At 45.1% G+C, this 23,576-nt stretch carries 18 protein-coding genes and 1 pseudogene; 13 read left to right on the top strand and 6 right to left on the bottom strand.

From position 1 onward, the window contains the following. Nucleotides 1-74 precede the first annotated feature (74 nt). Nucleotides 75-959: an NAD(+) kinase gene (nadK, locus tag VIB_RS09820; protein WP_004395785.1), complete on the bottom strand. Its 885-nt coding sequence runs from the start codon at nt 957-959 to the stop codon at nt 75-77. A gap of 144 nt (nt 960-1,103) precedes the next feature. Between nadK and grpE the strand changes: the two genes are divergently transcribed. The 5 genes from grpE (at nt 1,104) to VIB_RS09795 (ending at nt 7,587) form a co-directional block, all read left to right on the top strand. After that, the gene (gene grpE / locus VIB_RS09815; protein WP_004395784.1) at nt 1,104-1,703 is read left to right on the top strand and encodes a nucleotide exchange factor GrpE; all 600 of its coding nucleotides are present in this window, start codon (nt 1,104-1,106) and stop codon (nt 1,701-1,703) included. A 304-nt stretch (nt 1,704-2,007) separates the two neighbouring features. Further along, nucleotides 2,008-3,912 (top strand): molecular chaperone DnaK, encoded by a 1,905-nt coding sequence (gene dnaK / locus VIB_RS09810; protein ID WP_004395783.1) that lies wholly within the window; start codon nt 2,008-2,010, stop codon nt 3,910-3,912. Nucleotides 3,913-4,120: 208 nt separating this feature from the next. Next, nucleotides 4,121-5,269, top strand: a complete 1,149-nt coding sequence (gene dnaJ / locus VIB_RS09805) for a molecular chaperone DnaJ (protein ID WP_004395781.1) — start codon at nt 4,121-4,123, stop codon at nt 5,267-5,269. Between the two features lie 269 nt (nt 5,270-5,538). After that, nucleotides 5,539-6,825: a DEAD/DEAH box helicase gene (locus tag VIB_RS09800; RefSeq protein ID WP_004395780.1), complete on the top strand. Its 1,287-nt coding sequence runs from the start codon at nt 5,539-5,541 to the stop codon at nt 6,823-6,825. 141 nt (nt 6,826-6,966) lie between these two features. After that, nucleotides 6,967-7,587 carry a LysE family translocator gene (locus VIB_RS09795; RefSeq protein WP_004395779.1) on the top strand — a complete coding sequence of 207 codons (621 nt, stop codon included), beginning with the start codon at nt 6,967-6,969 and terminating at the stop codon, nt 7,585-7,587. A 37-nt stretch (nt 7,588-7,624) separates the two neighbouring features. Here the strand turns inward: VIB_RS09795 and VIB_RS09790 are convergent, their stop codons facing one another. Beyond that, entirely contained in the window at nt 7,625-8,074 is a 450-nt protein-coding gene (locus VIB_RS09790; protein ID WP_040904606.1) for a type IV pilin protein, read from the bottom strand. A gap of 97 nt (nt 8,075-8,171) precedes the next feature. Here VIB_RS09790 and VIB_RS09785 point away from each other — a divergent pair, with 97 nt between their 5' ends. From VIB_RS09785 to VIB_RS09765, 5 genes are all read left to right on the top strand, one after another. Then, nucleotides 8,172-8,681, top strand: a complete 510-nt coding sequence (locus VIB_RS09785) for a GspH/FimT family pseudopilin (protein WP_040904604.1) — start codon at nt 8,172-8,174, stop codon at nt 8,679-8,681. After that, a complete protein-coding gene (locus VIB_RS09780) occupies nt 8,662-9,267 on the top strand; it encodes a hypothetical protein (protein WP_040904601.1) in 606 nt (201 codons plus the stop codon). The genes VIB_RS09785 and VIB_RS09780 overlap by 20 nt, the downstream gene beginning before the upstream one ends. After that, nucleotides 9,264-10,523: a hypothetical protein gene (locus VIB_RS09775; RefSeq protein WP_004395778.1), complete on the top strand. Its 1,260-nt coding sequence runs from the start codon at nt 9,264-9,266 to the stop codon at nt 10,521-10,523. Before VIB_RS09780 ends, VIB_RS09775 begins: the two co-directional genes overlap by 4 nt. Then, nucleotides 10,513-10,923 carry a type IV pilus modification PilV family protein gene (locus tag VIB_RS09770; protein WP_004395777.1) on the top strand — a complete coding sequence of 137 codons (411 nt, stop codon included), beginning with the start codon at nt 10,513-10,515 and terminating at the stop codon, nt 10,921-10,923. Before VIB_RS09775 ends, VIB_RS09770 begins: the two co-directional genes overlap by 11 nt. Nucleotides 10,924-11,506: 583 nt before the next feature. After that, on the top strand, nt 11,507-13,066 hold the full coding sequence (locus VIB_RS09765) for an AbgT family transporter (protein WP_004395776.1): 1,560 nt from the start codon (nt 11,507-11,509) through the stop codon (nt 13,064-13,066). 146 nt (nt 13,067-13,212) lie between these two features. Here the strand turns inward: VIB_RS09765 and fghA are convergent. Together fghA and VIB_RS09755 are read right to left on the bottom strand one after the other, a co-directional pair. Beyond that, nucleotides 13,213-14,059 (bottom strand): annotated as a pseudogene (gene fghA, locus VIB_RS09760) (S-formylglutathione hydrolase). 56 nt (nt 14,060-14,115) lie between these two features. Then, entirely contained in the window at nt 14,116-15,261 is a 1,146-nt protein-coding gene (locus tag VIB_RS09755) for an S-(hydroxymethyl)glutathione dehydrogenase/class III alcohol dehydrogenase (protein ID WP_004395774.1), read from the bottom strand. Nucleotides 15,262-15,569: 308 nt separating this feature from the next. On the opposite strand from VIB_RS09755, the gene VIB_RS09750 reads away from it, so the two are divergent. Beyond that, nucleotides 15,570-16,442: a LysR family transcriptional regulator gene (locus tag VIB_RS09750; protein WP_004395773.1), complete on the top strand. Its 873-nt coding sequence runs from the start codon at nt 15,570-15,572 to the stop codon at nt 16,440-16,442. Nucleotides 16,443-16,599: 157 nt separating this feature from the next. Further along, entirely contained in the window at nt 16,600-17,142 is a 543-nt protein-coding gene (tadA, locus tag VIB_RS09745) for a tRNA adenosine(34) deaminase TadA (protein WP_040904598.1), read from the top strand. Between the two features lie 64 nt (nt 17,143-17,206). On the opposite strand, the gene VIB_RS18215 is transcribed toward tadA, so the two are convergent. Together VIB_RS18215 and mltF are read right to left on the bottom strand one after the other, a co-directional pair. Continuing rightward, entirely contained in the window at nt 17,207-17,338 is a 132-nt protein-coding gene (locus VIB_RS18215; RefSeq protein ID WP_004395771.1) for a hypothetical protein, read from the bottom strand. 321 nt (nt 17,339-17,659) lie between these two features. Further along, a complete protein-coding gene (gene mltF, locus VIB_RS09740; protein WP_004395770.1) occupies nt 17,660-19,168 on the bottom strand; it encodes a membrane-bound lytic murein transglycosylase MltF in 1,509 nt (502 codons plus the stop codon). 343 nt (nt 19,169-19,511) lie between these two features. Here mltF and purL point away from each other — a divergent pair, with 343 nt between their 5' ends. Then, nucleotides 19,512-23,408: a phosphoribosylformylglycinamidine synthase gene (gene purL, locus VIB_RS09735; protein WP_040904596.1), complete on the top strand. Its 3,897-nt coding sequence runs from the start codon at nt 19,512-19,514 to the stop codon at nt 23,406-23,408. Nucleotides 23,409-23,576 lie beyond the last annotated feature (168 nt).

Raw genomic sequence — 23,576 nt, 5'->3', positions numbered from 1 at the left:
TACTGTTTCTTTATACAGTAAAGTTGTCCAGGAGGAAAAATTTAACTCAGATCACGGCTGGTCAGTGGTAAACATTAAAACAACTTACTTGACCAGCCTAATTTATTACGTAATACACGATAATAGCTGTAATCTTTGGGGTGAATCAGCCTGAGTACATTTGGGCTTTGGTAAATATGGACTTCATCACCGGGTGAAACAGGCAACGAAACCTGCCCGTCGCAGCTGACTTCTTGAATCCCTCGGTTATCTGGTGATACGACTAACTTAATGCGTCGATTGCCATCAACCACCAAAGGGCGACAGGATAAGGTATGTGGAAACATGGGGACTAAAGTAATTGCATTTAAACTGGGCGATAAAATCGGTCCGCCCCCTGATAATGAATAAGCGGTTGACCCAGTGGGCGTTGAGACAATTAAGCCATCAGAACGCTGTGAAAAGGCGAAGTTATCATCGATATACACCTCAAACTCGATCATATGTGCGATTTTTCCAGGGTGCAGGACTGCTTCATTGAGCGCTGCATTATGGCTTTTTACTTGGCCATGACGATGAATTTCTGCTTCGAGTAGAAAACGGGTTTCTTCAATATAATCGCCGGCTAATACGGCTGTTAATTGTTCTTCAAAGTCATCCGGATTGAGATCGGTTAAAAAACCAAGATTGCCACGGTTGACTCCAATCACCGAAATATCAAAACGTGATAGCACGCGCGCGGCACCAAGCATGTTGCCATCTCCTCCGACAACGATGGCTAAATCAGCCACCTTGCCAAGTTCGACTAAGCTGGCAAAATGCTCGCTAGGGATATCGGTTAAAATTTCACGCAAACGATCATCAATCAGTACTGACTTTCCCATCGAGGTGAGCCAAGAGTACAGTTCGTTATGTGTCTGAATTGCTTGTTTATTTCTTGGTTTGCCTATGATCGCGATCACTGTAAATGGATTTTTCATACGTTTTCCAACTGAATTGGGCTTGAATCAGAATTCTTCATCCCCATAATAAGGGCAAGTGACGCTTTTATGCGAATGTTTGTGTCAAGAAACCAAGATAATGTGGTTCTTTTGCACAATCTTGATAGGAATTCTGGAGAGATCATGAGCCAAGAAGAGAAAAAAATCCAAGAAGAAGAACTGCAACAAGCAGTAGAAACCGAAGCTGACGTTGTGGGAACCGATGCCGATATTGATTGGAACCACGAGGTTGACTCAGAAGAAGGCCAAGAAACGAAAATTGCTCAATTAGAAGCGGCGTTACTAGCCAGTGAAGCTCGCGCTAAGGAAAATCATGAAGCGATGCTGCGTGCCTTGGCTGATGTCGAGAACATGCGCCGTCGCTCCGAGCAAGAAGTCGATAAAGCGCGCAAGTATGCTCTTGGCCGTTTTGTCGAAGAGTTACTGCCGGTGCTGGATAATATTGAGCGCGCGATTGACGCGGCAGATTGTGAAAACGAAGTGATTAAACCTTTCCTTGAAGGTGTTGAGCTAACGCATAAGAGTTTTGTCGATGCGGTGACGAAATTTGGCGTGTCGGTCATTAATCCTGAAGGTGAAACCTTTAATCCTGAGTTCCATCAAGCGATGTCGATTCAAGAGAGCGCTGATCACGCATCGAATACCGTGATGTTTGTGATGCAGAAAGGTTATGAACTCAACGGTCGCGTTGTTCGTCCGGCGATGGTGATGGTTGCTAAATAACGTCGTTGATTAACAACGGGTTATTGTTGTTGAAGCGAAGTCAGTTAGGCTTCGCTTCTTGTTTTTAGAGTGTGGGGTTATACCCAGTTGTCGACGCCATGGCAGATAACTCGGTATATCGTCATTAAAAATTAGATTTTTTTACTATTCCCCCTTGAAATGCATGGGCTCGCCCTTATCTATGGGGCATAAGAGAAGCAAACATTCACGTTTTTGTTTGTGATCGGGGTTGAATCCCGATTCTCCACCCCCACATAAGGGGTATAGCAAAAAACGAACATAGAATTATTTTGGAGATAGCCTGATGGGTAGAATCATTGGTATTGACTTAGGTACGACAAACTCATGTGTTGCTGTATTAGACGGTAACAAACCTCGTGTGATTGAAAACGCAGAGGGCGAGCGTACAACCCCTTCTGTTATTGCTTACACAGATGGTGAAACCTTGGTTGGTCAGCCAGCCAAACGTCAAGCGGTAACCAACCCTGAAAATACGCTATTTGCAATCAAGCGTCTGATCGGTCGCCGTTTTGAAGATGAAGAAGTTCAGCGTGATATTGAAATCATGCCTTATAAAATTGTCCGTGCTGACAATGGCGATGCGTGGGTTGAAGCTCGTGGCCAAAAAATGGCGGCACCACAAGTCTCTGCTGAAGTTCTGAAAAAAATGAAGAAAACGGCGGAAGATTTTCTTGGTGAGAAGGTCACTGGCGCAGTCATTACTGTACCTGCTTATTTTAACGATGCACAACGTCAAGCGACTAAAGACGCTGGCCGTATTGCGGGTCTAGAAGTTAAACGTATCATTAACGAACCAACGGCAGCGGCTCTAGCGTATGGTCTAGATAAGCAAGGTGGCGATCGCGTTATCGCGGTTTATGACCTCGGTGGTGGTACTTTCGATATTTCTATCATCGAAATTGACGAAGTTGAAGGCGAGAAAACCTTTGAAGTATTAGCAACCAACGGTGATACCCACCTTGGTGGTGAAGACTTCGATAACCGTATGATCAACTACTTGGTGGATGAGTTCAAGAAAGAGCAAGGCATCAACCTGAAAAGCGATCCACTCGCGATGCAGCGTTTGAAAGAAGCGGCAGAAAAAGCGAAGATCGAACTGTCTTCTGCTCAGCAAACTGACGTTAATCTGCCTTACATTACGGCTGATGCGACAGGTCCTAAACACATGAACATTAAAGTGACTCGTGCGAAACTTGAGTCATTAGTGGAAGACTTAGTTCAACGCTCTCTTGAGCCATTAAAAGTTGCACTAGCGGATGCGGATTTGTCAGTAAAAGACATTACCGATGTTATCTTAGTCGGTGGTCAAACACGTATGCCAATGGTTCAGAAGAAAGTGGCTGAATTCTTTGGTAAAGAAGCTCGTAAAGACGTTAACCCAGATGAAGCGGTAGCTGTTGGTGCTGCAGTTCAAGGTGGTGTTCTTGCTGGTGAAGTGAAAGACGTTCTACTGCTTGACGTAACCCCTCTGTCTCTTGGTATTGAGACTATGGGTGGCGTAATGACTAAGTTGATTGAGAAAAACACGACCATTCCAACTAAAGCGAATCAAGTATTCTCAACAGCAGAAGATAACCAAAGTGCAGTAACGATTCATGTTCTACAAGGTGAGCGTAAGCAAGCGATGTATAACAAGTCGCTAGGTCAATTCAACCTAGAAGGCATTAATGCTGCGCCACGTGGTATGCCACAAATTGAAGTGACTTTCGATTTGGATGCTGACGGTATCTTGCATGTCTCTGCTAAAGATAAGCAAACCGGTAAAGAGCAAAACATCACTATCCAAGCGTCTGGTGGTTTGAGCGAAGCTGAAATCGAGAAAATGGTTCAAGAAGCGGAAGCAAACAAAGAAGCGGATAAGAAGTTTGAAGAGTTGGCAACCACTCGTAACCAAGCTGACCAAATGATCCACGCAACGCGTAAGCAAGTGGAAGAAGCGGGCGATGCGCTACCTGCTGACGAAAAAGAGAAAATTGAAGCGGCAATTAATGAGCTAGAAACAGCGAAGAAAGGCGAAGATAAAGCCGAGATCGATGCGAAAGTTCAAGCGCTGATGGCTGCTGCTCAAAAACTGATGGAAATTGCTCAGCAACAGGCTCAAGCACAAAATGCGGGCGCTGAACAGCAATCTACACAAGACGATGTTGTGGATGCTGAGTTTGAAGAAGTGAAAGACGACAAGAAATAAGCGTTCTTGACTCGGCAGTATTTCTGCCGAGAGTCTGAAACGGTCTGATTGCGGGCGTTTGGGGGAACTCTAACGCCCGTAAATTTGTGGTTATATCCGTGTCTATAAAGATAAGGGAACCATCAATGATACCCTTAGCACCTTTATCTATATTGATACAAACACCGAGCGGTGAACCCGTTGGTAGTAATAATTGGTGATTTAAAACATGTCAAAACGTGATTTTTACGAAGTATTAGGCGTTAGCCGTGATGCCTCAGAGCGCGATATTAAAAAGGCCTATAAGCGCCTAGCAATGAAATTCCACCCCGATCGCAATCCGGGTGATGCCAGTGCTGCGGATAAGTTTAAAGAAGTAAAAGAAGCGTACGAAATTCTAACTGATCCGCAAAAGAAAGCGGCCTATGATCAATATGGCCATCGAGCCTTTGAACAAGGCGCTGGTGGCTTTGGCGGTGGTGGCTTTAGTGGTGGCGGTGCTGAATTTGGAGATATCTTCGGCGATGTCTTCGGTGATATTTTTGGCGGTGGTCGCCGTGGCGGTGGTGCTCCTCGTCCACAGCGTGGCGCAGATCTGCGTTACAATATGGAGTTGACCTTAGAAGAAGCGGTTCGTGGCTGCAGTAAAGAGATTGAGATCCCAACCCTGGTTCATTGTGACTCATGTGATGGATCCGGTGCCAAGAAAGGAACCTCAGCTCAAACCTGTGGAACGTGTCATGGTCACGGACAAGTGCAGATGCGTCAAGGCTTCTTTGCTGTTCAGCAGACCTGTCCTACCTGTCATGGTAAAGGCAAAATCATTAAAGATCCTTGTAATGTGTGTCATGGTCAAGGTCGCAAGCAGAAGACCAAAACCCTTAACGTCAAAATTCCTGCGGGAGTGGACACTGGGGATCGCATCCGTTTAGCTAACGAAGGTGAAGCGGGAGATATGGGCGCACCAGCCGGGGATTTATACGTACAAGTTCATGTTAAAGAACATCACATTTTTGAGCGTGATGGTAATAACTTGTACTGTGAAGTCCCGGTGAGTTTTGCTATGGCTGCTTTAGGTGGTGAAGTTGAAGTGCCGACACTCGATGGGCGAGTGAATCTCAAAGTACCAGAAGAAACTCAAACCGGACGTATGTTCCGCATGCGTGGTAAAGGTGTAAAGAGTGTTCGTGGTGGTGCCATCGGTGATTTAATTGTCAAATTGGTGGTGGAAACGCCGGTTAAACTCAGTGCTCGTCAAAAAGAGTTACTCCGTGAGCTTGAAGACTCTTGTGGTGGAGATGCGGCAAATAAGCATAAACCGAAATCAGAGGGCTTTTTCAACGGTGTTAAAAAGTTTTTTGACGATTTGACCAGTTAACTAGCGCTATTTTATGTAATAAGGCTGGAAAGATGGATTTCCAGCCTTAACTCCCTTTCTTAGCTATGTCACACGGTCCTCTATCGTTATCGGGATTCGTTCACTTCGGTTTTCCAACCTATTACTTTAGACATTGAGACCATGCTTGTTGGTAACAAGAAGAGAATTTATCCGTAGTTACGATAAATGTGAGATAAATCACCCTAAATCCGCTATAGTGCTCGGCTAATATTAAGAATCATCGGCTGTCTGTTTAAGGAACCCGTTAAATGTCATTTTTATCTCAAGGTTTTGCCCCTGAATTGGTTAAAGCGCTAACAGAATGTGGTTATGAAAAATTAACCCCGATTCAGCAACAAGCGATCCCCGAGGCTCGCAAAGGGCATGATATTTTTGCAACGGCACAAACCGGAACAGGCAAAACAGCCGCGTTTTCATTACCGGTTATCCAACGCTTATTAGATAGTGGTAAAAAACCTTCTCCGCATACCGCGCGAGCGTTGATCTTAGCGCCAACTCGTGAATTAGCCGCTCAAATTGCCCAAAATATTAAAGACTACGTTAAATATACTTCGCTGAGTGTTACCGCCGTTTACGGTGGCAATAAAATGTCTTCGCAAGTGCGTCAGCTCGAGAGTGGGGTTGATATTTTAGTGGCAACACCAGGCCGTTTAGAAGAGCATTTAAGTGAAGGTAATGTCTCGCTGGCCAATTTAGAGTTTTTAGTTTTTGATGAAGCGGATCGTATTTTAGACATGGGATTTATTAATCCGGTACGTAAGATCATGCTGGAAGTTGAAACGTCACCACAAATCATGATGTTCTCAGCGACGACGTCTGCTCAGCTCAACCAATTAGCGGGTGATATTTTACGCAAGCCTAAACGGATTAATGCCGATCGTGTTAATACGACAGCAAGTACGGTTGCGCATGTGGTTTACCCTGTTGATCAAGAACGTAAAACCGAATTACTTTCTGAGTTAATAGGTCGTAAAAACTGGCAGCAAGTTTTGGTGTTTGTGAATTACAAAGAAACCGCCAATCAAGTGGTTAAAGAGCTCAAATTAGATGGCATTAAAGCCGTGATCTGTCATGGTGATAAAGGACAAAGTGCCCGTCGCCGTGCATTGGATGAATTTAAAGAGGGCAAAGCCCGTGTGATGGTCGCTACGGATGTTGCTGCGCGTGGGCTCGATATTGTCGATCTGCCTCATGTCATTAACTATGATATGCCTTTTTTAGCAGAGGATTACGTGCATCGCATCGGTCGTACTGGCCGAGCGGGTAAGCAAGGTCATGCAGTATCGTTTGTCAGTCGTGAAGAAGAGTTAACGTTAATTCAGGTTGAGAATCTTATCCAGCAACGCATTCGCCGTGTCGAACAGCCTGGGTATGAGCCGAAAAAACGCGATGCTTACCTTGAAAAATTGCACACCAAAGCGGCTTTTAAAGATCGTCAAGGCCGTCGTAACAACCCTAATGAAGACAAGCCAGATCAAGCTTCTGCTGAACGTCGTTTATCAATGATGAACCGTTTAAAAAACCGCAAAAAGTAATCGTACCATGATTGATAAAAAAGCTACTTTAGGTAGCTTTTTTGTTACTTGAAATACGCAAGACAACTGCGGTAGATTAAGGGGTCAATACCACGCTGTGGTTTCTCTTTTCTAACTCTCTCTTTTTCATTTGGATCGATCATGACGAGTGCGCTGCTTTTGGCCTTTGTGCCGACGTTCTTTTTTGTCTCTATCACCCCTGGTATGTGTATGACATTAGCATTGAGCTTGGGGATGAGCATTGGTTATCGACGTACTTTATGGATGATGTTCGGTGAACTGATTGGTGTTGCGGTGGTGGCGATGGCGGCAGTATTGGGGATGGCATCCGTTATGCTCAATTATCCTTGGTTATTTGCGGTATTTAAAACATTGGGTGCGGCATATCTTGGTTATATCGGGGTTCAAATGTGGCGCTCAAAAGGTAAATTAGCGTTGAATCAAAATGTTGAAACCCCTATTGTTCGTAAAGATTGGGATTTGATTGTCCAAGGCTTTGTCACTGCGATTGCTAACCCCAAAGGGTGGGCATTTATGATTGCGCTATTGCCGCCTTTTATTAATAGCCAAGCTCCGATTGCACCACAATTGTTCTGGTTGATTTCAATCATCATGATTTCGGAGTTTGTCTGTATGACGATTTACGCAACGGGCGGTAAAGGCTTGAAACGTGCTTTAGGTCATACCAATAACGTTCGCTTGATGAACCGGATTTCGGCAACGCTAATGCTCGCAGTCGCAGTCTGGCTTTTGTTGGGGTAATCTTTGCTATAGCTGATCTACGCTTGGCTCGTCTCATTTACCAGCATGCCCGAGGCAGCGCTTCACCATTACTTTTCAGTTCTAATTGATCATATTGTTCTCCGCGACAGGTATCAGTATTTTGTCCTCTTTGTAGCAGTGGCTTAGCGATGATGGTGTATTGCCTGTTATCATTAATAGATTTAATGGTAAGTTCAAATCGTTCATTATCGTAGTCACAAAATGAACATACGCTATTGTTGTCAAATATTTCGTCTATAGGATAACCCTCACTATGGCGATAATTCTCTTCTAAATAGAGTTGTATTTTGGCCATATCAGCCATTACTTGGCGACGATGCCCCTCTTTCACATAGTGGCTGTAAGTTGGGTAAGCAATACTTGCCAGCACACCGACGATCACCACGGCAATCATTAATTCGATCAGTGTCATGCCGCCCATCTTTTTGTGCAATTCATTGCATTTATTTATTCGAATCATGTCCATTCGTTCTGTTAACCAATCCTTGCCTAGTGTTGATTACTGTTAATATCGAGGCAAGTTGATTTACGACTATCTCTATGTTTGCAAAGGATTTTGGGAAATGGTTCGCGGCTTTACTCTTTTAGAACTGTTAATTACGGTCAGTATTGTGACGCTGATGCTTGCCTTTGCTGCGCCGAGTTATCGTCAGGTAAATCAGCAAATTAAAATGACGGCACTGGCCAATGATTTACATGGCTTTTTTATGCAAGCCAAATCTGAGGCGGTGTTTCGTAATCAAGGGCTTTGGGTTCATATTGAAGGAATGCCATCAAGTACGGGAGAGTGGCAATTGCGGCTTTCTTCAGACGCTTTATTGCCAAGCAATGAAGAATCGAACATTTCAGTTTTTAGTGGCGCCCGATACCGTAATTTATCGGTAAACCATACCAGCTCCATTAACTCGGTGAGATTTGATCATGTCATGGGTAATCCGACTCAAAATGGCAGTATCACCATCAAAGCACACGTTGAAGATAGCCAAGGGATTCGGGTCATTTTGCACAATCGTGCCGGACGAATAAAAGTGTGCACCATAGAAGGAGACCAATATGGCTTTTCCAGTTGCTAAACACCAGCAAATTGGAGCGAGCTTGATTGAGTTTATGATTGCCAGTTTAGTTGGTGTGATGGCTTTAGCGATTATAGGTAGTGTCTTTATCTCTAATCAGCGCGTAGCGTTGCAGCGTAGTCAGGAAATTATGCTTCAGCAACAAATGAGCATGGTGATGCACCAATTGAAACGCGATGTACTGCGTGCTGGATATAATTATTTAGACAGTTATTCACTGCAGTTTATCGATAAGCCCGATCTCATATCGGTGACAGATCACTCGATAGGTTATGTCTATTATATCCACAATCATTCAGCAGAAAAATTTAGCCATACTCTATATCGCTTAGATTCGAGTAGTTTGAAGTATTGTCAGGCTAATTATCTGATCCCCCAGTCTACGGCGAGTATGACTCGTTGTTTTAACTTATTTGATCCTAAGCAGGTGCGAGTGACCCAATTTTCAGTCAAGCGTTTCCCTATTAACGGTCAGGCGGTACAAAGTGCAGTCATTTCGATTGATGTTAGTGCCTCTTTAGTTGCTAACCCTGCGGTGGCCCATTCGATGCAATTGCACATTACGCAAAGGAATTGGCAATCATGAAGCGTCATCAACAAGGCATCGCGACATTACTGATCACGGCGGTCTTGCTCTCAATTACCTTAGTGATAACCCTTGGCTCGTATAAAAATTTGTTTTATCAAATTAAGCGAGCACAAAATGAAGTGAGTGCTCGGCAAAGTTATTGGTTAGCCGAAGGTGGCGTTGAATGTTTGTATGCTTATATCGCACAAGACCCGACTAGAATTACTGGTTTATTAAAACAAGTTCCCGGTGAAGTTAATCATTGTAAACAGCAACTTCAGCTCGATGAATTGCAACTCATACCATTAGAAAATAGCGTGTATCGTATCTATGCACGTCAAGGATACGCACAGGTGAATAAGCAGATTTATTCATACACGACAGGCACTGGCGCAATTCAAACCAATGCTAATCTGCGCCTAGTGGGGGATTTTGATATTCGACCAGAAGCGGTAGGAGAGGCTGATGAAAACGGCTTTTATGACTGTGTCGCGGTGCGTTATAAGTATCAAGTTGTATTTCATTCTGAAGCGAGTTCCCAACAATCAACGGAAACTGAATCAGAAAAGAATAAACCTAAATCAGAAAATGGCTTAAGAGTATTAGATGCTCTCGCTGAGAATAACTCGGAGTTGAAGTGTAAAGCAGAGAGCAAAACCTCAATACCCCGTGGTCAAGGTAAAGATTTTAATACTCAAGACTCATCAGAATTTAAAGCCGATTTTGTGCAAGATACTAAATTTAAGCCGTTTGAGTCGTATTTCGGCCTGACCTATAGCACAGAAAATTATCACAAAGTGAAAAATCTGCATCATGTTATTACACTCAATGGCGCAGAATCTAAAGACTGTATCACGAAGTTGCATGAAGCATTTGCGACTTATAAAGACGTTTGGGTAGTAGGAGACTGCTTTATTCACGGCTCTTTTTCAGCACCCGAAGCTCGCTCTTTAGTGGTAGAAAACGGTTTATTTGCTACCAATGGATCCCATGTATATGGTGGCGCATTTTTCCATATGATCAAGAATCCAGAGGTTTTATCGAATGATTGGCAACAAGTACCGTTTTACGACGTTATAAAGCATTTGGTAACGGGGAACGTTGTGTACATTGATAGCGGTGCTTTTCGACCGGATGGGGGGATGGTATTTGATGCCGATGGTATGGATGTGGTAATTAATGGGGCGCTTAATTTACAGTTCCAATCGAATAAGGAGTCACATCAGCGTTCGCAAACCATTTCATTACAACAGGGGAGCTGGAATGGATATTAAACAAAGAGGCTTTAGCCTGATTGAAGTGATGATTGCTTTTGTGCTCATCGGCGTTGGTGCGTTAAGTTTGGTTAAGTTGCAAACCTTTGTTGAGCAGCGTGCAGATTTTGCGCAGCACAGCATTACTGCACTCAACCTTGCTGAGCAAAAATTAGAATGGTTTCGTACCCGCGGTGCTTCAGCCGCGACGGCGAGTTTAGTTGCGAGTTATCCTCATGACTTTGTTGATGGTGAGGATAGTCGTCATCCTCTCTATCTGTTGCAATGGAGCGTACCTTCAACCCAGTTGTCTGGTGCATTAAAAACCATCGTTGTTCAAGCCACTTGGAAAGACAGATATGGAAAAGATCAATCTGTCCAACTCAAAACGATGATTTCCCAACACAGCGAGTTTGATTAGAGGTTTTATTGCTTCGGGTTTATACAGATCCAATCAATATATCTCTGCATTATCTACCCTTCTTACTTGAAGCTGCAGCGGTGTTGGCTACTACGTTTTTTCACCCCAATTGCATAGTTTGCCTATGCTCATGGGGATTCACTCACTTGCCGCCGACCTGCAACTCCAAGTCGTTTGGGTATCGACGTTACGATTTATCGCTAGCTTTATAGGTTGATTACTCAATTGTAAAAAGTTTTGTAGATGATTTGTTGATGCAATGTTGCTTTGATATGGCAAGGTTGGGCAAAGTGTCTCTGGATGTTTCAGTTGGTTTGGAATTTTGTGCTTCGCCTTGGCTTGTTTTATAGAATCTCATCATGGGCTATGACTCACAATAATTGAGCACAGATATCGATAGGATGACGTCAATAAAATCAATCTATCAAAATGCACACTGTGACTCTAATTAATAAGCTATCTCCCTAAACACTTTGGTGTGCCCAGTTAGTGACGAACGAAGATCCATGAATAGGATTGGAAAAAGTTTTACCTCGTCATTAGTCAGGAAGGGGATAGGCACAACATGAACTAGGAACTACGGATGAGTAATCAAGCGGTAAACTCAGCACCTACGCAACCATTGAGTCGTATGGATCGTTTTTTAAATTTAATTGAGCGGGTGGGCAATAAAATCCCAGATCCTGCGATACTTTTTTTCTGGGCTCTCATTATCGTTTGGGTCGCTTCAGCTTTACTATCGCAGGCAAGCTTCGATTTAATCAATCCTCGTACTGGCGAAGCGCTGCAAGTGAATAATTTATTAACGGGCACCGAGCTAGCTAACTTTTTGGCCAATATGGTCACCACTTTCACCAGTTTTGCTCCATTAGGCATTGTACTTGTAGCGATGCTTGGTGTCGGTGTTGCTGATTCATCCGGTTTTATCACCACTGGCTTGAAAAAAATGCTCAATTTTACTCCGGCGCAGTTATTAACGCCGATGTTAATTCTGGTGGCAATCGTCTCTCATACTGCGGCGGATGCTGGCTATGTGCTGGTTATTCCATTAGGTGGGATTATTTTTCATGCGGCGGGGCGTCATCCACTGGCTGGTATTGCGGCGGCCTTTGCGGGGGTATCAGGTGGTTTTGCCGCGAACTTCGTGCCTTCAGGAATTGATCCGCTACTCGCGGGCTTTACCCAAACCGCGGCTCAAGTGCTGGATCCAACTTATCAAGTGAACCCGCTTTCAAATATATTTTTTACCGGATTATCGTCGATGCTGATTGTCGGTATTGGTTGGTATGTCACGGAAAAAATCATCGAACCTCGCCTTAATAGTATGCCGATTGACGAAGATGCAGAAACTGCCCCTGATTTAGGTTCATTTTCCGCCATTGAGTCTAAAGCGTTTCGTTATGCTGGTGGTGCAATGCTGCTTGGTATTGGTTTACTGGTTGCCGCACTATGGCCAGAAACATCGGCGCTACGTTCCCCTGAAGGAGAATTAACCGCTTTTTCTGCGCCCGTGATGCGCTCTATTGTCCCTTTGATTTTCATCTTATTTATTATTCCCGGCATTGTTTACGGACGAGTTTCAGGAACGTTTAAAACCAATAATGATGTGATTAAAGCCATGTCCGCCACTATGTCGACCATGGGGGCGTACATCGTGATGGCGTTTTTCTGTGCGCAATTTTTGGCGGCCTTTAGCCAATCAAACATCGGTACTATGCTGGCGCTGTATGGCGCGGAAGGGCTAAAAGCGATGAACTTACCCGGACAAGCAACCATTGTCGGGATGATTTTATTGACCGCGATGGTTAACTTGTTGATAGGCTCCGCGTCTGCAAAATGGGCATTAATTGGTCCAATTTTAGTGCCGATGTTGATGGCGGTTGGCATTTCCCCTGAACTGTCGCAAGCGGCGTATCGAGTGGGTGATTCGGTGTCGAATATCATTTCACCTTTGATGGTCTTCTTCCCATTGGTGGTGGTGTATTGCCAGCGCTATGTGAAGGGGGCGGGTATTGGTACTCTGGCGTCATTAATGATGCCGTACTCCATTGCCATGCTGATTGGCTGGACGGTTTTCCTTTTAGCCTATTGGGCACTGGGTATTCCTCTGGGTATTCAAGCGCCTTATACCTACTCTTTATAAGTCAATTGATAGCTGAAGGTTTGCTGTTTCGGCCATGAATAAGAGTAAATGATAATTAAAGCCTGCTGATATAGCAGGCTTTTTTACTATTGTTTAAGCAGGGATGGGAGATGAGTATCAGTCATGGATACCCGTTCAGTCGTTAACTAGCCTTTAAGATACTGTTCGTGAAACTCAAGATGATCGTTGATAAAACTCTGAATAAAGTAGTAGCTATGATCGTAACCGGCATGCAGGCGAAGGGTAAAATTTAACTCATTATTAATGGCTACGGCTTGTAAGGTTTCTGGTTTTAATTGTTCTTGTAAAAAGGGATCCGCTTCCCCTTGATCCACTAAGATAGGTACTGAAGTACTTTGATGTTTAAGCAGCTCTACCGCATCATACGCTTGCCAAGCCGCTTGATCCTCACCGAGATAATGGCGAAACGCTTTTTTGTCCCCAAGGACAATCACTGGGATGACAAATCGGACTCAATGCCGAAATAGAGCAATAGCGCTGCGGATTTTTAATGCCGATGGTTAAAGCGCCATGCCCTCCCATGCTATGTCCGGCGATAGATCGACGTTGATTCACCGGAAAGTGCTGCTCGATCAGTGCTGGTAGCTCATCAACAATATAGCTGTACATTTGATAATGCTGCTTCCACGGTGCTTGAGTTGCATTAACGTAAAACCCAGCCCCGAGTCCTAAATCGTAAGCACCTTGTGGATCATCGGCGACAGACTCACCTCGCGGACTAGTATCAGCAGCAACAATAGCAATACCCAGTTCAGCCGCTTTACGAAAAGCGGCGGCTTTTTGCATAAAGTTTTCATCACTGCACGTTAGCCCTGAAAGCCAGTACAACACCGGAACGGGAGTTTGAGGCGAAGCTTGTGGTGGCAGATAAATCGCAAAACGCATCTCACAATTCAGTACAGATGACGGATGTTGATACTGTTTATGCCAGCCAGAAAATACTTTGGATTGACTGATAGGGGTAAGGCTCATGAATGCTCCTGATTAGCGGTGACTTAATGTCGCCACGTCAATGGCGACCAGTAAGATTAAGCGGACGGTTGAGAATCAAAATGCACCACGGAACGAATACTTTCTCCGGAATGCATTAATTCAAAAGCTTCGTTAATCTTATCCAACGGCATGGTATGGGTAATAAATTCTTGTAAGCCAAATTCTCCGGCTAAGTATTGTTCGACGATAGTCGGTAATTGTGAGCGTCCTTTGACGCCGCCAAATGCACTGCCTCGCCACACTCGACCTGTTACCAACTGAAACGGACGCGTTGCGATCTCTTGCCCAGCCCCAGCCACGCCAATGATCACGGATTCTCCCCAACCTTTATGGCAGCACTCTAAAGCTTGGCGCATGACATTGACATTACCAATACACTCAAATGAGAAATCAACGCCGCCATCAGTCATTTCGATGAGCACTTCCTGAATCGGTTGCGAAAATTGTTGCGGGTTAATGCAGTCGGTCGCGCCTAATTGCCGTGCTAAGGCAAACTTTTTCTCATTAATATCGATACCAATGATTCGGCTGGCTCCTGCCATTCGTGCGCCAATAATTGCGGATAAGCCGATCCCGCCAAGGCCAAAAATAGCAACGGTATCCCCTTGTTGAACTTTAGCCGTATTCAGTACCGCGCCCATGCCCGTTGTTACACCGCAGCCAAGTAAACAAACTTCTTCTAATGGGGCCTGCTTATTGACTTTGGCAAGCGAGATTTCAGGTAGTACGGTATATTCAGAAAAGGTAGAGCAGCCCATATAGTGGTAAATCGGCTGCCCATCTTTATAAAAGCGAGTGGTGCCATCTGGCATTAATCCTTTACCTTGTGTTGCACGTACCGCTTGGCATAAGTTGGTTTTACCTGAAGTACAGAATTTGCATTCGCCACACTCGGCAGTGTAGAGCGGGATCACGTGATCACCGATTTCCACGCTAGTCACGCCTTCCCCGACCATTTCGACAATTCCGCCTCCTTCATGGCCAAGAATCGTCGGAAAAACTCCTTCTGGGTCTTCACCGGAAAGGGTAAAAGCATCGGTATGACAAACACCAGTGGCAACAATTCGTACCAATACTTCGCCTTTACGAGGCAGCATTACATCGACTTCTTCGATGCTCAGTGGTTGATTAGGGCCCCAAGCAATGGCGGCGCGTGATTTGATAAATTTATCTTGTGACATAATCTATTCCTTGCGATATACCCTTCCTACTTGAAGCGGCAGCGGTGTTGGCTACGTTCGTTCACCCCAATCACATAGTTTGCCTATGCTCATGGGGATTCACTCACTTGCCGCCTACCTGCAACTTCAAGTCGTTTGGTTATAGAGAAAAGGCTCAATAGTGAGATAGGGATTCAGGTGGTCACCACGAACTTAAGCCGTTAGGGGAGCCTTGCGGCTCACAACAAGGTCAGTATAGTGCTTTATTTTATTGCTATAATTAGCTCAAAATATGAATGACTTTTACAAATAAGTAATAATGGGGTGATATGGCAAGTTGGGAAGGCGTGAATGAATTTGTGGCCGTCGCTGAGATGGGGAGTTTTACTCAGGCGGCTGAGCGCTTACACACCTCAGTCGCTAACATCAGTCGACGAGTATTACAGCTTGAGGAGAGATTAGGCATAAAACTCTTGCTCAGGACGACACGTAAAGTCTCGGTAACGGAAGCGGGAATGCTGTATTACCAACAATGTAAAGTGTTGGTTGATGGTTTACTTCAGGCTGAGCAAGCGATAACGCAGATTCAACATACCCCAAGTGGCAAAATTAAAGTGACGGCTCCGGTGACGTATGGGGAGCAAAAAATAGCACCACTATTGCATGATTTTTTACTGCTTTATCCGCAGCTTGAGTTAGAGTTGGTGTTAACCAACCAGAAATTAGATTTGATTGATCAAGGGATTGATTTAGCGATACGTTTAGGGCAATTAGAGGATTCCAGTTTTATCGCTCGTAAACTCAGTGATCGTCGTTTATATGTCTGTGCCAGTGAAGACTATTTAGCGCAATACGGTACCCCCTATGCGTTATCTGAATTAACTCGTCACTCTTGTTTGATTGGTACCCACGATCATTGGCGTTTTAAGGAACATCAACAATCAAGAAGCATCAAAGTGAGTGGGCGGATCCGCTGTAGTAGTGGCATGGTACTGCTGGATGCTGCCTTGAAAGGTATGGGACTGGCACAGTTACCCGATTATTATGTCACGGAACCTTTAGCTCAGGGCCGTTTAGTCGAAGTGTTAGCGACTTTTCGAGATGATCGTGAAGGGGTATGGGCGCTGTATCCACAAAACCGCCACTTATCGACCAAGGTTCGTTTGTTGGTTGACCATCTAACTCAGCATTTATCGCTTTAAGCTTACCGGATAAAGCGGTTAACGATATACTTTCTATCCCTGCTACTTGAAGCGGGAGAGTGGTGGCCACGTTCTCACATCGTTTATCTATGTTGATGGCGACTCACGTACCGTAACGCCAAGTTGTTTAGGTATATCATTTGTGTAAGAGGTTTTTATGAGCGACAGTCCCTCCTTGTTTTCCCAACAAGATGAAGTCTTTATGCGTCGTGCGATAGCGCTTGCTGCCAAGGCCGAAGCGGAAGGCGAGGTACCCGTCGGGGCGGTATTAGTCAAAGATGGTCAAGTGATCGCTGAGGGTTGGAATCGCTCGATTGGTGGGCATGATGCGACGGCTCATGCTGAGATCCAAGTGTTGCGTCAAGCTGGACAAGCGTTACAAAACTATCGTTTATTAGATACCACTTTATATGTCACCTTAGAACCGTGTCCAATGTGTGCTGGTGCTTTGCTCCACAGCCGAGTTGCACGGATTGTTTACGGCGCGCCAGATCTCAAAGCGGGAGCAGCAGGAACGGTGCTTAATTTGTTTGCGAGTCAAGCGGCTTACCATTACGCGGTCATTGAAAAAGGGTTATTAGAAGAGCAATGCCGTACTCAACTGCAAGCTTTTTTCAAACGTCGTCGGCAAGAAATTAAAGCTCAAAAAGAGCAACAAAAACAAAGGCAAAATAAAAATAGTGATGGGATGTGTTTCTGAGATGGAGGCTGGCAAACATCTACAGCCTGATTGAGTCTTTGTGTAGATGTTTGCTGGTGTTCGATCAATCTATCAGTTGCACGAAGGCACGATGACGTGCGAGCACTTTCTTCTTTGTGTTCGCCAGCATGCGGCGGCGGCGATTGGCTGATACTGCTTTGTTCAGGAGTTTTGATTGACGTTTTCGTTTCAACATAAACACCCTCCTATTATTATAAAAAATAATTAAACTTATCGATCCCTTACCACTGGAAGTTGCAGCCATGCGGATGGACTTTTTCATGGAGGCTGTAACTAGAAGTAGTTAGGGGGGGATTCACTCACTTTCCGCCTACCTGCAACCTCAAGTCGTTTGGGTATAGCAAGGTAGGAGTAAAGTGTATCAATACTTTATTACCGTTAAATTTCACACTAGATATTTATGATTTTTAAGTATAAAAATCAAGATATTTTATTAGCGAACACCGAATTTTGTTGGGTAGACGATGGAAACCGGTCGCGGTTCGCTAATAAGGATTTACTCGACGTCGACGTGATGGTCATTACTCTCATCCGTGACCTCTTCTGGCTCGATAGTAATCACTAACAAGTCATCGATTCCGAGATCGGTATCGATGCTGTGATGTGGATCCATATGGCCGATAATACTTTGATAATAGCGACGGATGTTTTCAACATAAGCACGAGCTTCATCTCCACGAGCATAACCATAACGCGTTTGCGAGAAATAGCGTTGTTGACGCAAAAGAGGAAGGCGATCTTTAACATCGGCCCAAGCATCCGGCGAACCACCTTGTTGGCGAGTTAGACGGCGAGCATCCATCATATGCCCATAGCCAATATTATAGGAAGCCAATGCAAACCAGATTTTTTCATGCTGCGGAATACTGTCTGGAATGCGTGCAACCATTCTGCGTAGATACTCGACACCACCTTGAATCGATTGCTCTGCATCGAGTCGATTGGTCACTCCGACACTGCGCGCCGTTGGTAAGGTGAGCATCATCATTCCGCGAACGCCAGTTGGCGAGCGAGCAATCGGATTCCAGTGTGACTCTTGGTAAGCCACCGCAGCAATTAAACGCCAGTCAAATTCTTCTGAGTATTTTTGAAACAGCGGTGCCCATTTTGGTAAGCGAGTTTCCAAAGCACGGATAAAGGCGCGAGTATCCACATAGTCAAAGTTGCCAACATGACCAATGTATTTCTCTTCTAAAGAGGCTAAGCTTCCAGATTGTTTGAGATTACCGAAAAACTCAATCATTAACGCATATAAGCTTTCATCATCTGAACGCCGCATAAACCACGAAATCGGCTGGTCTTCGGTCATTTCAAAGGCCATTGCGATATCTGGATAAATACGTTGTGAGAGTGAAATTTCTACCGAGTCTGCCATGGTAAACAGCAGCTCACCTTTAGAGACCTGCTTCAATAGTTCACTCACATCACTATTATTATCAATCACGTATTGAAAATCAGGATAACGCTCGGCAACACTGGCTAATGTCGTAGTAAAATGAGAGTCGTTGACGATTTTAAAAATAGGCTGCTGATCATTATTTGCCAACAGTTCATCTTGTCTGGCGATTAACTGATTAATGTTACGAGGTCGCCATTGGCCGGGTTTATATACCACCTGTTGCGATACATAGTAATAGGCTGGCCCAGCGCGATACTCTTTTAAGCGCTGTTCTGATTGACTTAACCCAGCAGCAATAATATCTATCTCGCCATTTTTTAACGCTGGAAAGAGACTCGACGTACGATAGGCCGGTTTCATTTCTAATCGTACCCCCAGCTCACGAGCAAACTCTCTTGCTAATTCATAATCAAGACCCGCGGGACCATCTGGGCCAATGAAATAGGACAGCTGATTATTCAACGTACCGACTCGTAATACGCCTCTCTCGCGGATTTTTTCTAGCTCACTTTTCGGCTCAGAGTCAATTTGGCAGCCGCTGAGAACGAGCAGGGTTAATGCTAGCCATAGCGCACGATAGAAAAACGTGAAAGAAAATGGGGTCATTGATTAGCGATCTCTTACATCTGGTTATGTCTTTATACCAAACCCGAGGTGTTGAAGGCAAAGTATATACACCATCGCTCAGGAATAGGAACTTAACGACCTTATTTTTCTGAGCTTCTTGAACCACCTTGTCGAGCGAGCAATGAGGGCTGGTGCAAAATATACGAAAAAATGGCGCAAACGGTTGCTTTTAGTGTTACGTCACAAAAAGAAATCCTCTATAATGCCCTCGCAATAATGAGTCGACATTGGTATTTGTTTATTAATTTATACATAACTATTTGTAATATAATGAACTTATCCCAATTTCATCTTAATCACTTGTATATAGAGACCTAAGCTCATGAGAATTTTGCGTGGCTCCCCAGCGCTTTCTGAATTTCGCATTCAAAAACTGCTCGAAACGTGTCGTCAACAAAACCTACCAGTTACTGGTATCTATGCTGAGTTTATGCATTTTGCTGATCTTAATGCTGAACTCGACAGCGCTGAACAGAGTAAATTGCAACAATTACTCACTTACGGCCCAACGATTCAAGAGCACCAGCCGCAAGGTTTACTGTTGTTAGTCACGCCGCGTCCCGGCACTATCTCTCCTTGGTCTTCTAAAGCCAGTGACATTGCTCATAATTGCGGCTTAGGCAAAATTAAGCGCTTAGAGCGTGGCACGGCTTATTATATTGATAGTCAGAGCCCACTGACTGAGGCTCAAAAAACCGAACTAAGTCACTTACTTCATGATCGGATGATGGAAGTGGTATTCAGTGATTTAGAGTCGGCGAGTGCCTTGTTTACTGTCGCTGAACCAGCACCATTGTCACAAGTTGATATCCTCACTGGCGGCCGCTCTGCGCTTGAACAAGCAAACGTTTCCCTTGGTTTGGCATTAGCCGAAGATGAAATTGACTACTTAGTCGAGAGTTTTACTCGTTTAGGTCGTAACCCGAATGACATTGAATTAATGATGTTTGCGCAAGCTAACTCTGAACATTGTCGCCATAAAATCTTTAATGCCGATTGGACCATTGATGGTGTAGAACAGCCAAAGTCGCTGTTCAAGATGATCAAAAATACCTTTGAAGTTACCCCTGATCACGTCCTTTCTGCTTATAAAGATAACGCTGCCGTCATGACCGGTTCTAAAGTCGGCCGTTTCTTCCCTGATCCCGATTCTCGTCAATACACTTATCATCATGAAGATGCCCATATCTTAATGAAGGTAGAAACGCATAACCACCCAACGGCTATTTCACCATGGCCGGGTGCGGCAACGGGGTCGGGCGGTGAGATCCGTGATGAAGGCGCAACCGGCATCGGTGGTAAACCGAAGGCTGGATTGGTTGGTTTTAGTGTATCTAACCTACGTATTCCTGGGTTTGTTCAACCGTGGGAAAGTGATTTTGGTAAGCCAAGTCGGATTGTCACCGCGTTAGACATTATGCTCGAAGGTCCACTAGGCGGCGCGGCGTTTAATAATGAGTTTGGTCGTCCTAACTTATTGGGCTATTTCCGAACCTATGAAGAGCAAGTGATCTCACATGCGGGAGAAGAGGTTCGTGGTTACCATAAACCGATTATGATCGCTGGTGGGATGGGCAATATTCGCGCAGATCATGTGCAGAAAAAAGTGATCCCTATTGGTGCGCAGTTAATTGTGCTGGGTGGCCCAGCGATGAATATTGGACTTGGTGGTGGTGCGGCATCCTCTATGGCATCGGGTCAATCAGCAGAAGATTTGGATTTTGCTTCTGTACAACGTGAAAATCCGGAAATGGAACGTCGCTGCCAAGAGGTTATCGACCGCTGTTGGCAAATGGGGGATGCTAACCCGATTGCCTTTATTCATGATGTTGGGGCGGGTGGTATTTCTAATGCCCTTCCTGAGTTAGTCAATGATGGTGATCGCGGCGGTAAATTCCAACTCCGTGATGTACCCAACGATGAACCGGGCATGAGTCCACTAGAAATCTGGTGTAATGAATCTCAAGAACGTTACGTGTTAGCGGTTGCTCCAGAAAACATGCCAGTGTTTGAGGCGATTTGTAAACGTGAACGCGCCCCTTATGCGGTGGTTGGCGAAGCCACTCAAGAGCGCCATTTAACCCTTGAAGATAGCCATTTCGATAAGACGCCGATTGATATGCCGATGGATATTTTGCTGGGTAAGCCACCGAAAATGCATCGTCAAGCTACTACGCAACAAGTACAAAGTCCGGCGTTAGACCGCTCTAATATTGAGATGAATGACGCTATTGATCGCGTCCTACGCTTGCCAGCCGTGGCCGAGAAAACCTTCTTAATTACCATTGGTGACCGCTCGGTAACTGGATTAGTGGCACGTGATCAGATGGTGGGGCCTTGGCAGGTGCCAGTAGCGAACTGTGCGGTAACCGCGGCCAGTTATGATACTTATCATGGCGAAGCGATGTCCATGGGCGAGCGTACGCCAGTTGCATTGCTCGATTTTGCTGCCTCTGCACGCTTGGCGGTTGGTGAAGCGATCACCAACATTGCCGCCACACATATTGGTGATATTAAACATATTAAGCTATCTGCCAACTGGATGTCGCCAGCAGGGCATCCCGGTGAAGATGCCGGGCTTTACGCTGCAGTGAAAGCGGTCGGTGAAGAGCTTTGTCCGGCATTAGGGTTAACCATTCCCGTCGGTAAAGACTCCATGTCAATGAAGACCCAATGGCAAGATGAGCAGGGACAATCTCAATCAGTGACGTCACCATTATCATTGGTGATTACCGCTTTTGCTCGGGTGGAAGATGTGCGCAAAACCATCACTCCTCAGTTGAGAACCGATAAAGGTGAAACAAGCTTAGTTCTGATTGATTTGGGCAATGGTAAAAATCGCCTTGGTGCAACAGCGCTGGCTCAAGTTTACAAGCAGCTAGGCGATAAGCCTGCAGATGTTGATAACGCTACGCAGTTAAAAGGTTTTTATAACGCGGTTCAAACGCTGGTCGCCCAGCAACAAGTACTTGCTTATCACGATAAGGGCGATGGTGGTTTACTGGTTACGTTAGCAGAAATGGCCTTTGCTGGGCACTGCGGGATTGACGCTAATATTGCACCATTGGGCGATGACAACTTAGCGATTCTGTTCAATGAAGAGCTTGGCGCTGTATTGCAGGTGCGCAACGAGGCGCTGACTTCAGTACTGGCTAGCTTAGCGAATCATGGATTACAAGCCTGTTGCCATGTGATTGGCACGGTAACGGACTCGGATACTTTACGTATTACTTCAAATCAGCAAGTTGTGGTTGAACGTAACCGCACCCAACTACGCACTATTTGGGCAGAAATGACCCATAAAATGCAGGGATTGCGTGATAACCCACGCTGCGCTGATCAAGAGTTTGCGGCTAAGCAAGATAACCTTGATCCAGGTTTACATGCCGAGTTAACGTTTGATGTCCAACAAGACATAGCGGCACCGTATATTGCGAAGGGAAGCAAACCCAATATGGCTATCTTGCGTGAGCAAGGGGTCAACTCACACGTGGAAATGGCTGCTGCCTTCGATCGCGCTGGCTTTAATGCCGTTGATATCCACATGAGTGATATTTTAACGGGGCAAGTCGCTCTTGATGAGTACCATGGGTTGGTCGCTTGTGGCGGGTTCTCCTACGGAGATGTGCTCGGTGCTGGTGAGGGGTGGGCGAAATCGGTCTTATTTAACCCCCAAGCTCGTGAGCAGTTTGAGCGCTTTTTCCAACGCCAAGATACCTTTTCATTAGGGGTATGTAACGGTTGTCAAATGCTGTCTAATTTAAAAAGCTTGATTCCGGGTGCTGAGTTATGGCCACGGTTTGTGCGCAATGAATCTGAGCGTTTTGAAGCGCGCTTTAGTTTGGTGGAAATTCAACCGTCGCCGTCACTGTTTTTTAATCAGATGGCTGGTTCACGGATGCCGATTGCCGTTTCTCATGGTGAAGGCCGAGTAGAAGTGCGTGATAGCCGTCATTTAGACGCGATAGAGCAATCTGGTACGGTGGCGCTGCGTTTTGTGGATAACCATGGTCAAGCGACTCAACAATACCCGAACAACCCGAATGGCTCGCCAAATGCGATTACTGGCTTAACGACCCAAGATGGCCGAGTGACGATCATGATGCCGCATCCTGAGCGAGTATTCCGTACGGTTGCCAACTCATGGCATCCTGATCATTGGGGAGAAAATGGTCCTTGGATGCGTATGTTCCAAAATGCGCGTAAAAACCTCGGTTAAGTTTACTCTTTAACGGAGCGATGCTCGCGCTCTAATACCCCATCAAGCCGCGGTTCGTCTGCGGCTTGATGCTATCGGTTGAGCGTAAAATTTTGCAAAAAAAGCGGAAAAATAGTGAAATTTGTGCTCTAATGCCGCGCTTACCAAGGGATGGTGTTCAACATATTC

The organism is Vibrio metschnikovii CIP 69.14, from assembly GCF_000176155.1.
Taxonomy (GTDB): domain Bacteria; phylum Pseudomonadota; class Gammaproteobacteria; order Enterobacterales; family Vibrionaceae; genus Vibrio; species Vibrio metschnikovii.
This window is presented reverse-complemented; position numbering and strand designations above follow the sequence as displayed.

Excerpts from the sequence above, each read along its gene's own strand:
- VIB_RS09755 (WP_004395774.1), bottom strand. The coding sequence starts at position 15,261 with ATGTCACAAGATAAATTTATCAAATCACGCGCCGCCATTGCTTGGGGC.
- VIB_RS09765 (WP_004395776.1), top strand. The coding sequence starts at position 11,507 with ATGAGTAATCAAGCGGTAAACTCAGCACCTACGCAACCATTGAGTCGT.
- VIB_RS09780 (WP_040904601.1), top strand. The coding sequence starts at position 8,662 with ATGGCTTTTCCAGTTGCTAAACACCAGCAAATTGGAGCGAGCTTGATT.
- VIB_RS09790 (WP_040904606.1), bottom strand. The coding sequence starts at position 8,074 with ATGGACATGATTCGAATAAATAAATGCAATGAATTGCACAAAAAGATG.
- mltF (WP_004395770.1), bottom strand. The coding sequence starts at position 19,168 with ATGACCCCATTTTCTTTCACGTTTTTCTATCGTGCGCTATGGCTAGCA.
- grpE (WP_004395784.1), top strand. The coding sequence starts at position 1,104 with ATGAGCCAAGAAGAGAAAAAAATCCAAGAAGAAGAACTGCAACAAGCA.
- purL (WP_040904596.1), top strand. The coding sequence starts at position 19,512 with ATGAGAATTTTGCGTGGCTCCCCAGCGCTTTCTGAATTTCGCATTCAA.
- VIB_RS09795 (WP_004395779.1), top strand. The coding sequence starts at position 6,967 with ATGACGAGTGCGCTGCTTTTGGCCTTTGTGCCGACGTTCTTTTTTGTC.
- VIB_RS18215 (WP_004395771.1), bottom strand. The coding sequence starts at position 17,338 with ATGTTGAAACGAAAACGTCAATCAAAACTCCTGAACAAAGCAGTATCA.
- dnaJ (WP_004395781.1), top strand. The coding sequence starts at position 4,121 with ATGTCAAAACGTGATTTTTACGAAGTATTAGGCGTTAGCCGTGATGCC.
- nadK (WP_004395785.1), bottom strand. The coding sequence starts at position 959 with ATGAAAAATCCATTTACAGTGATCGCGATCATAGGCAAACCAAGAAAT.
- VIB_RS09770 (WP_004395777.1), top strand. The coding sequence starts at position 10,513 with ATGGATATTAAACAAAGAGGCTTTAGCCTGATTGAAGTGATGATTGCT.
- dnaK (WP_004395783.1), top strand. The coding sequence starts at position 2,008 with ATGGGTAGAATCATTGGTATTGACTTAGGTACGACAAACTCATGTGTT.
- VIB_RS09775 (WP_004395778.1), top strand. The coding sequence starts at position 9,264 with ATGAAGCGTCATCAACAAGGCATCGCGACATTACTGATCACGGCGGTC.
- VIB_RS09785 (WP_040904604.1), top strand. The coding sequence starts at position 8,172 with ATGGTTCGCGGCTTTACTCTTTTAGAACTGTTAATTACGGTCAGTATT.
- VIB_RS09800 (WP_004395780.1), top strand. The coding sequence starts at position 5,539 with ATGTCATTTTTATCTCAAGGTTTTGCCCCTGAATTGGTTAAAGCGCTA.
- tadA (WP_040904598.1), top strand. The coding sequence starts at position 16,600 with ATGAGCGACAGTCCCTCCTTGTTTTCCCAACAAGATGAAGTCTTTATG.
- VIB_RS09750 (WP_004395773.1), top strand. The coding sequence starts at position 15,570 with ATGGCAAGTTGGGAAGGCGTGAATGAATTTGTGGCCGTCGCTGAGATG.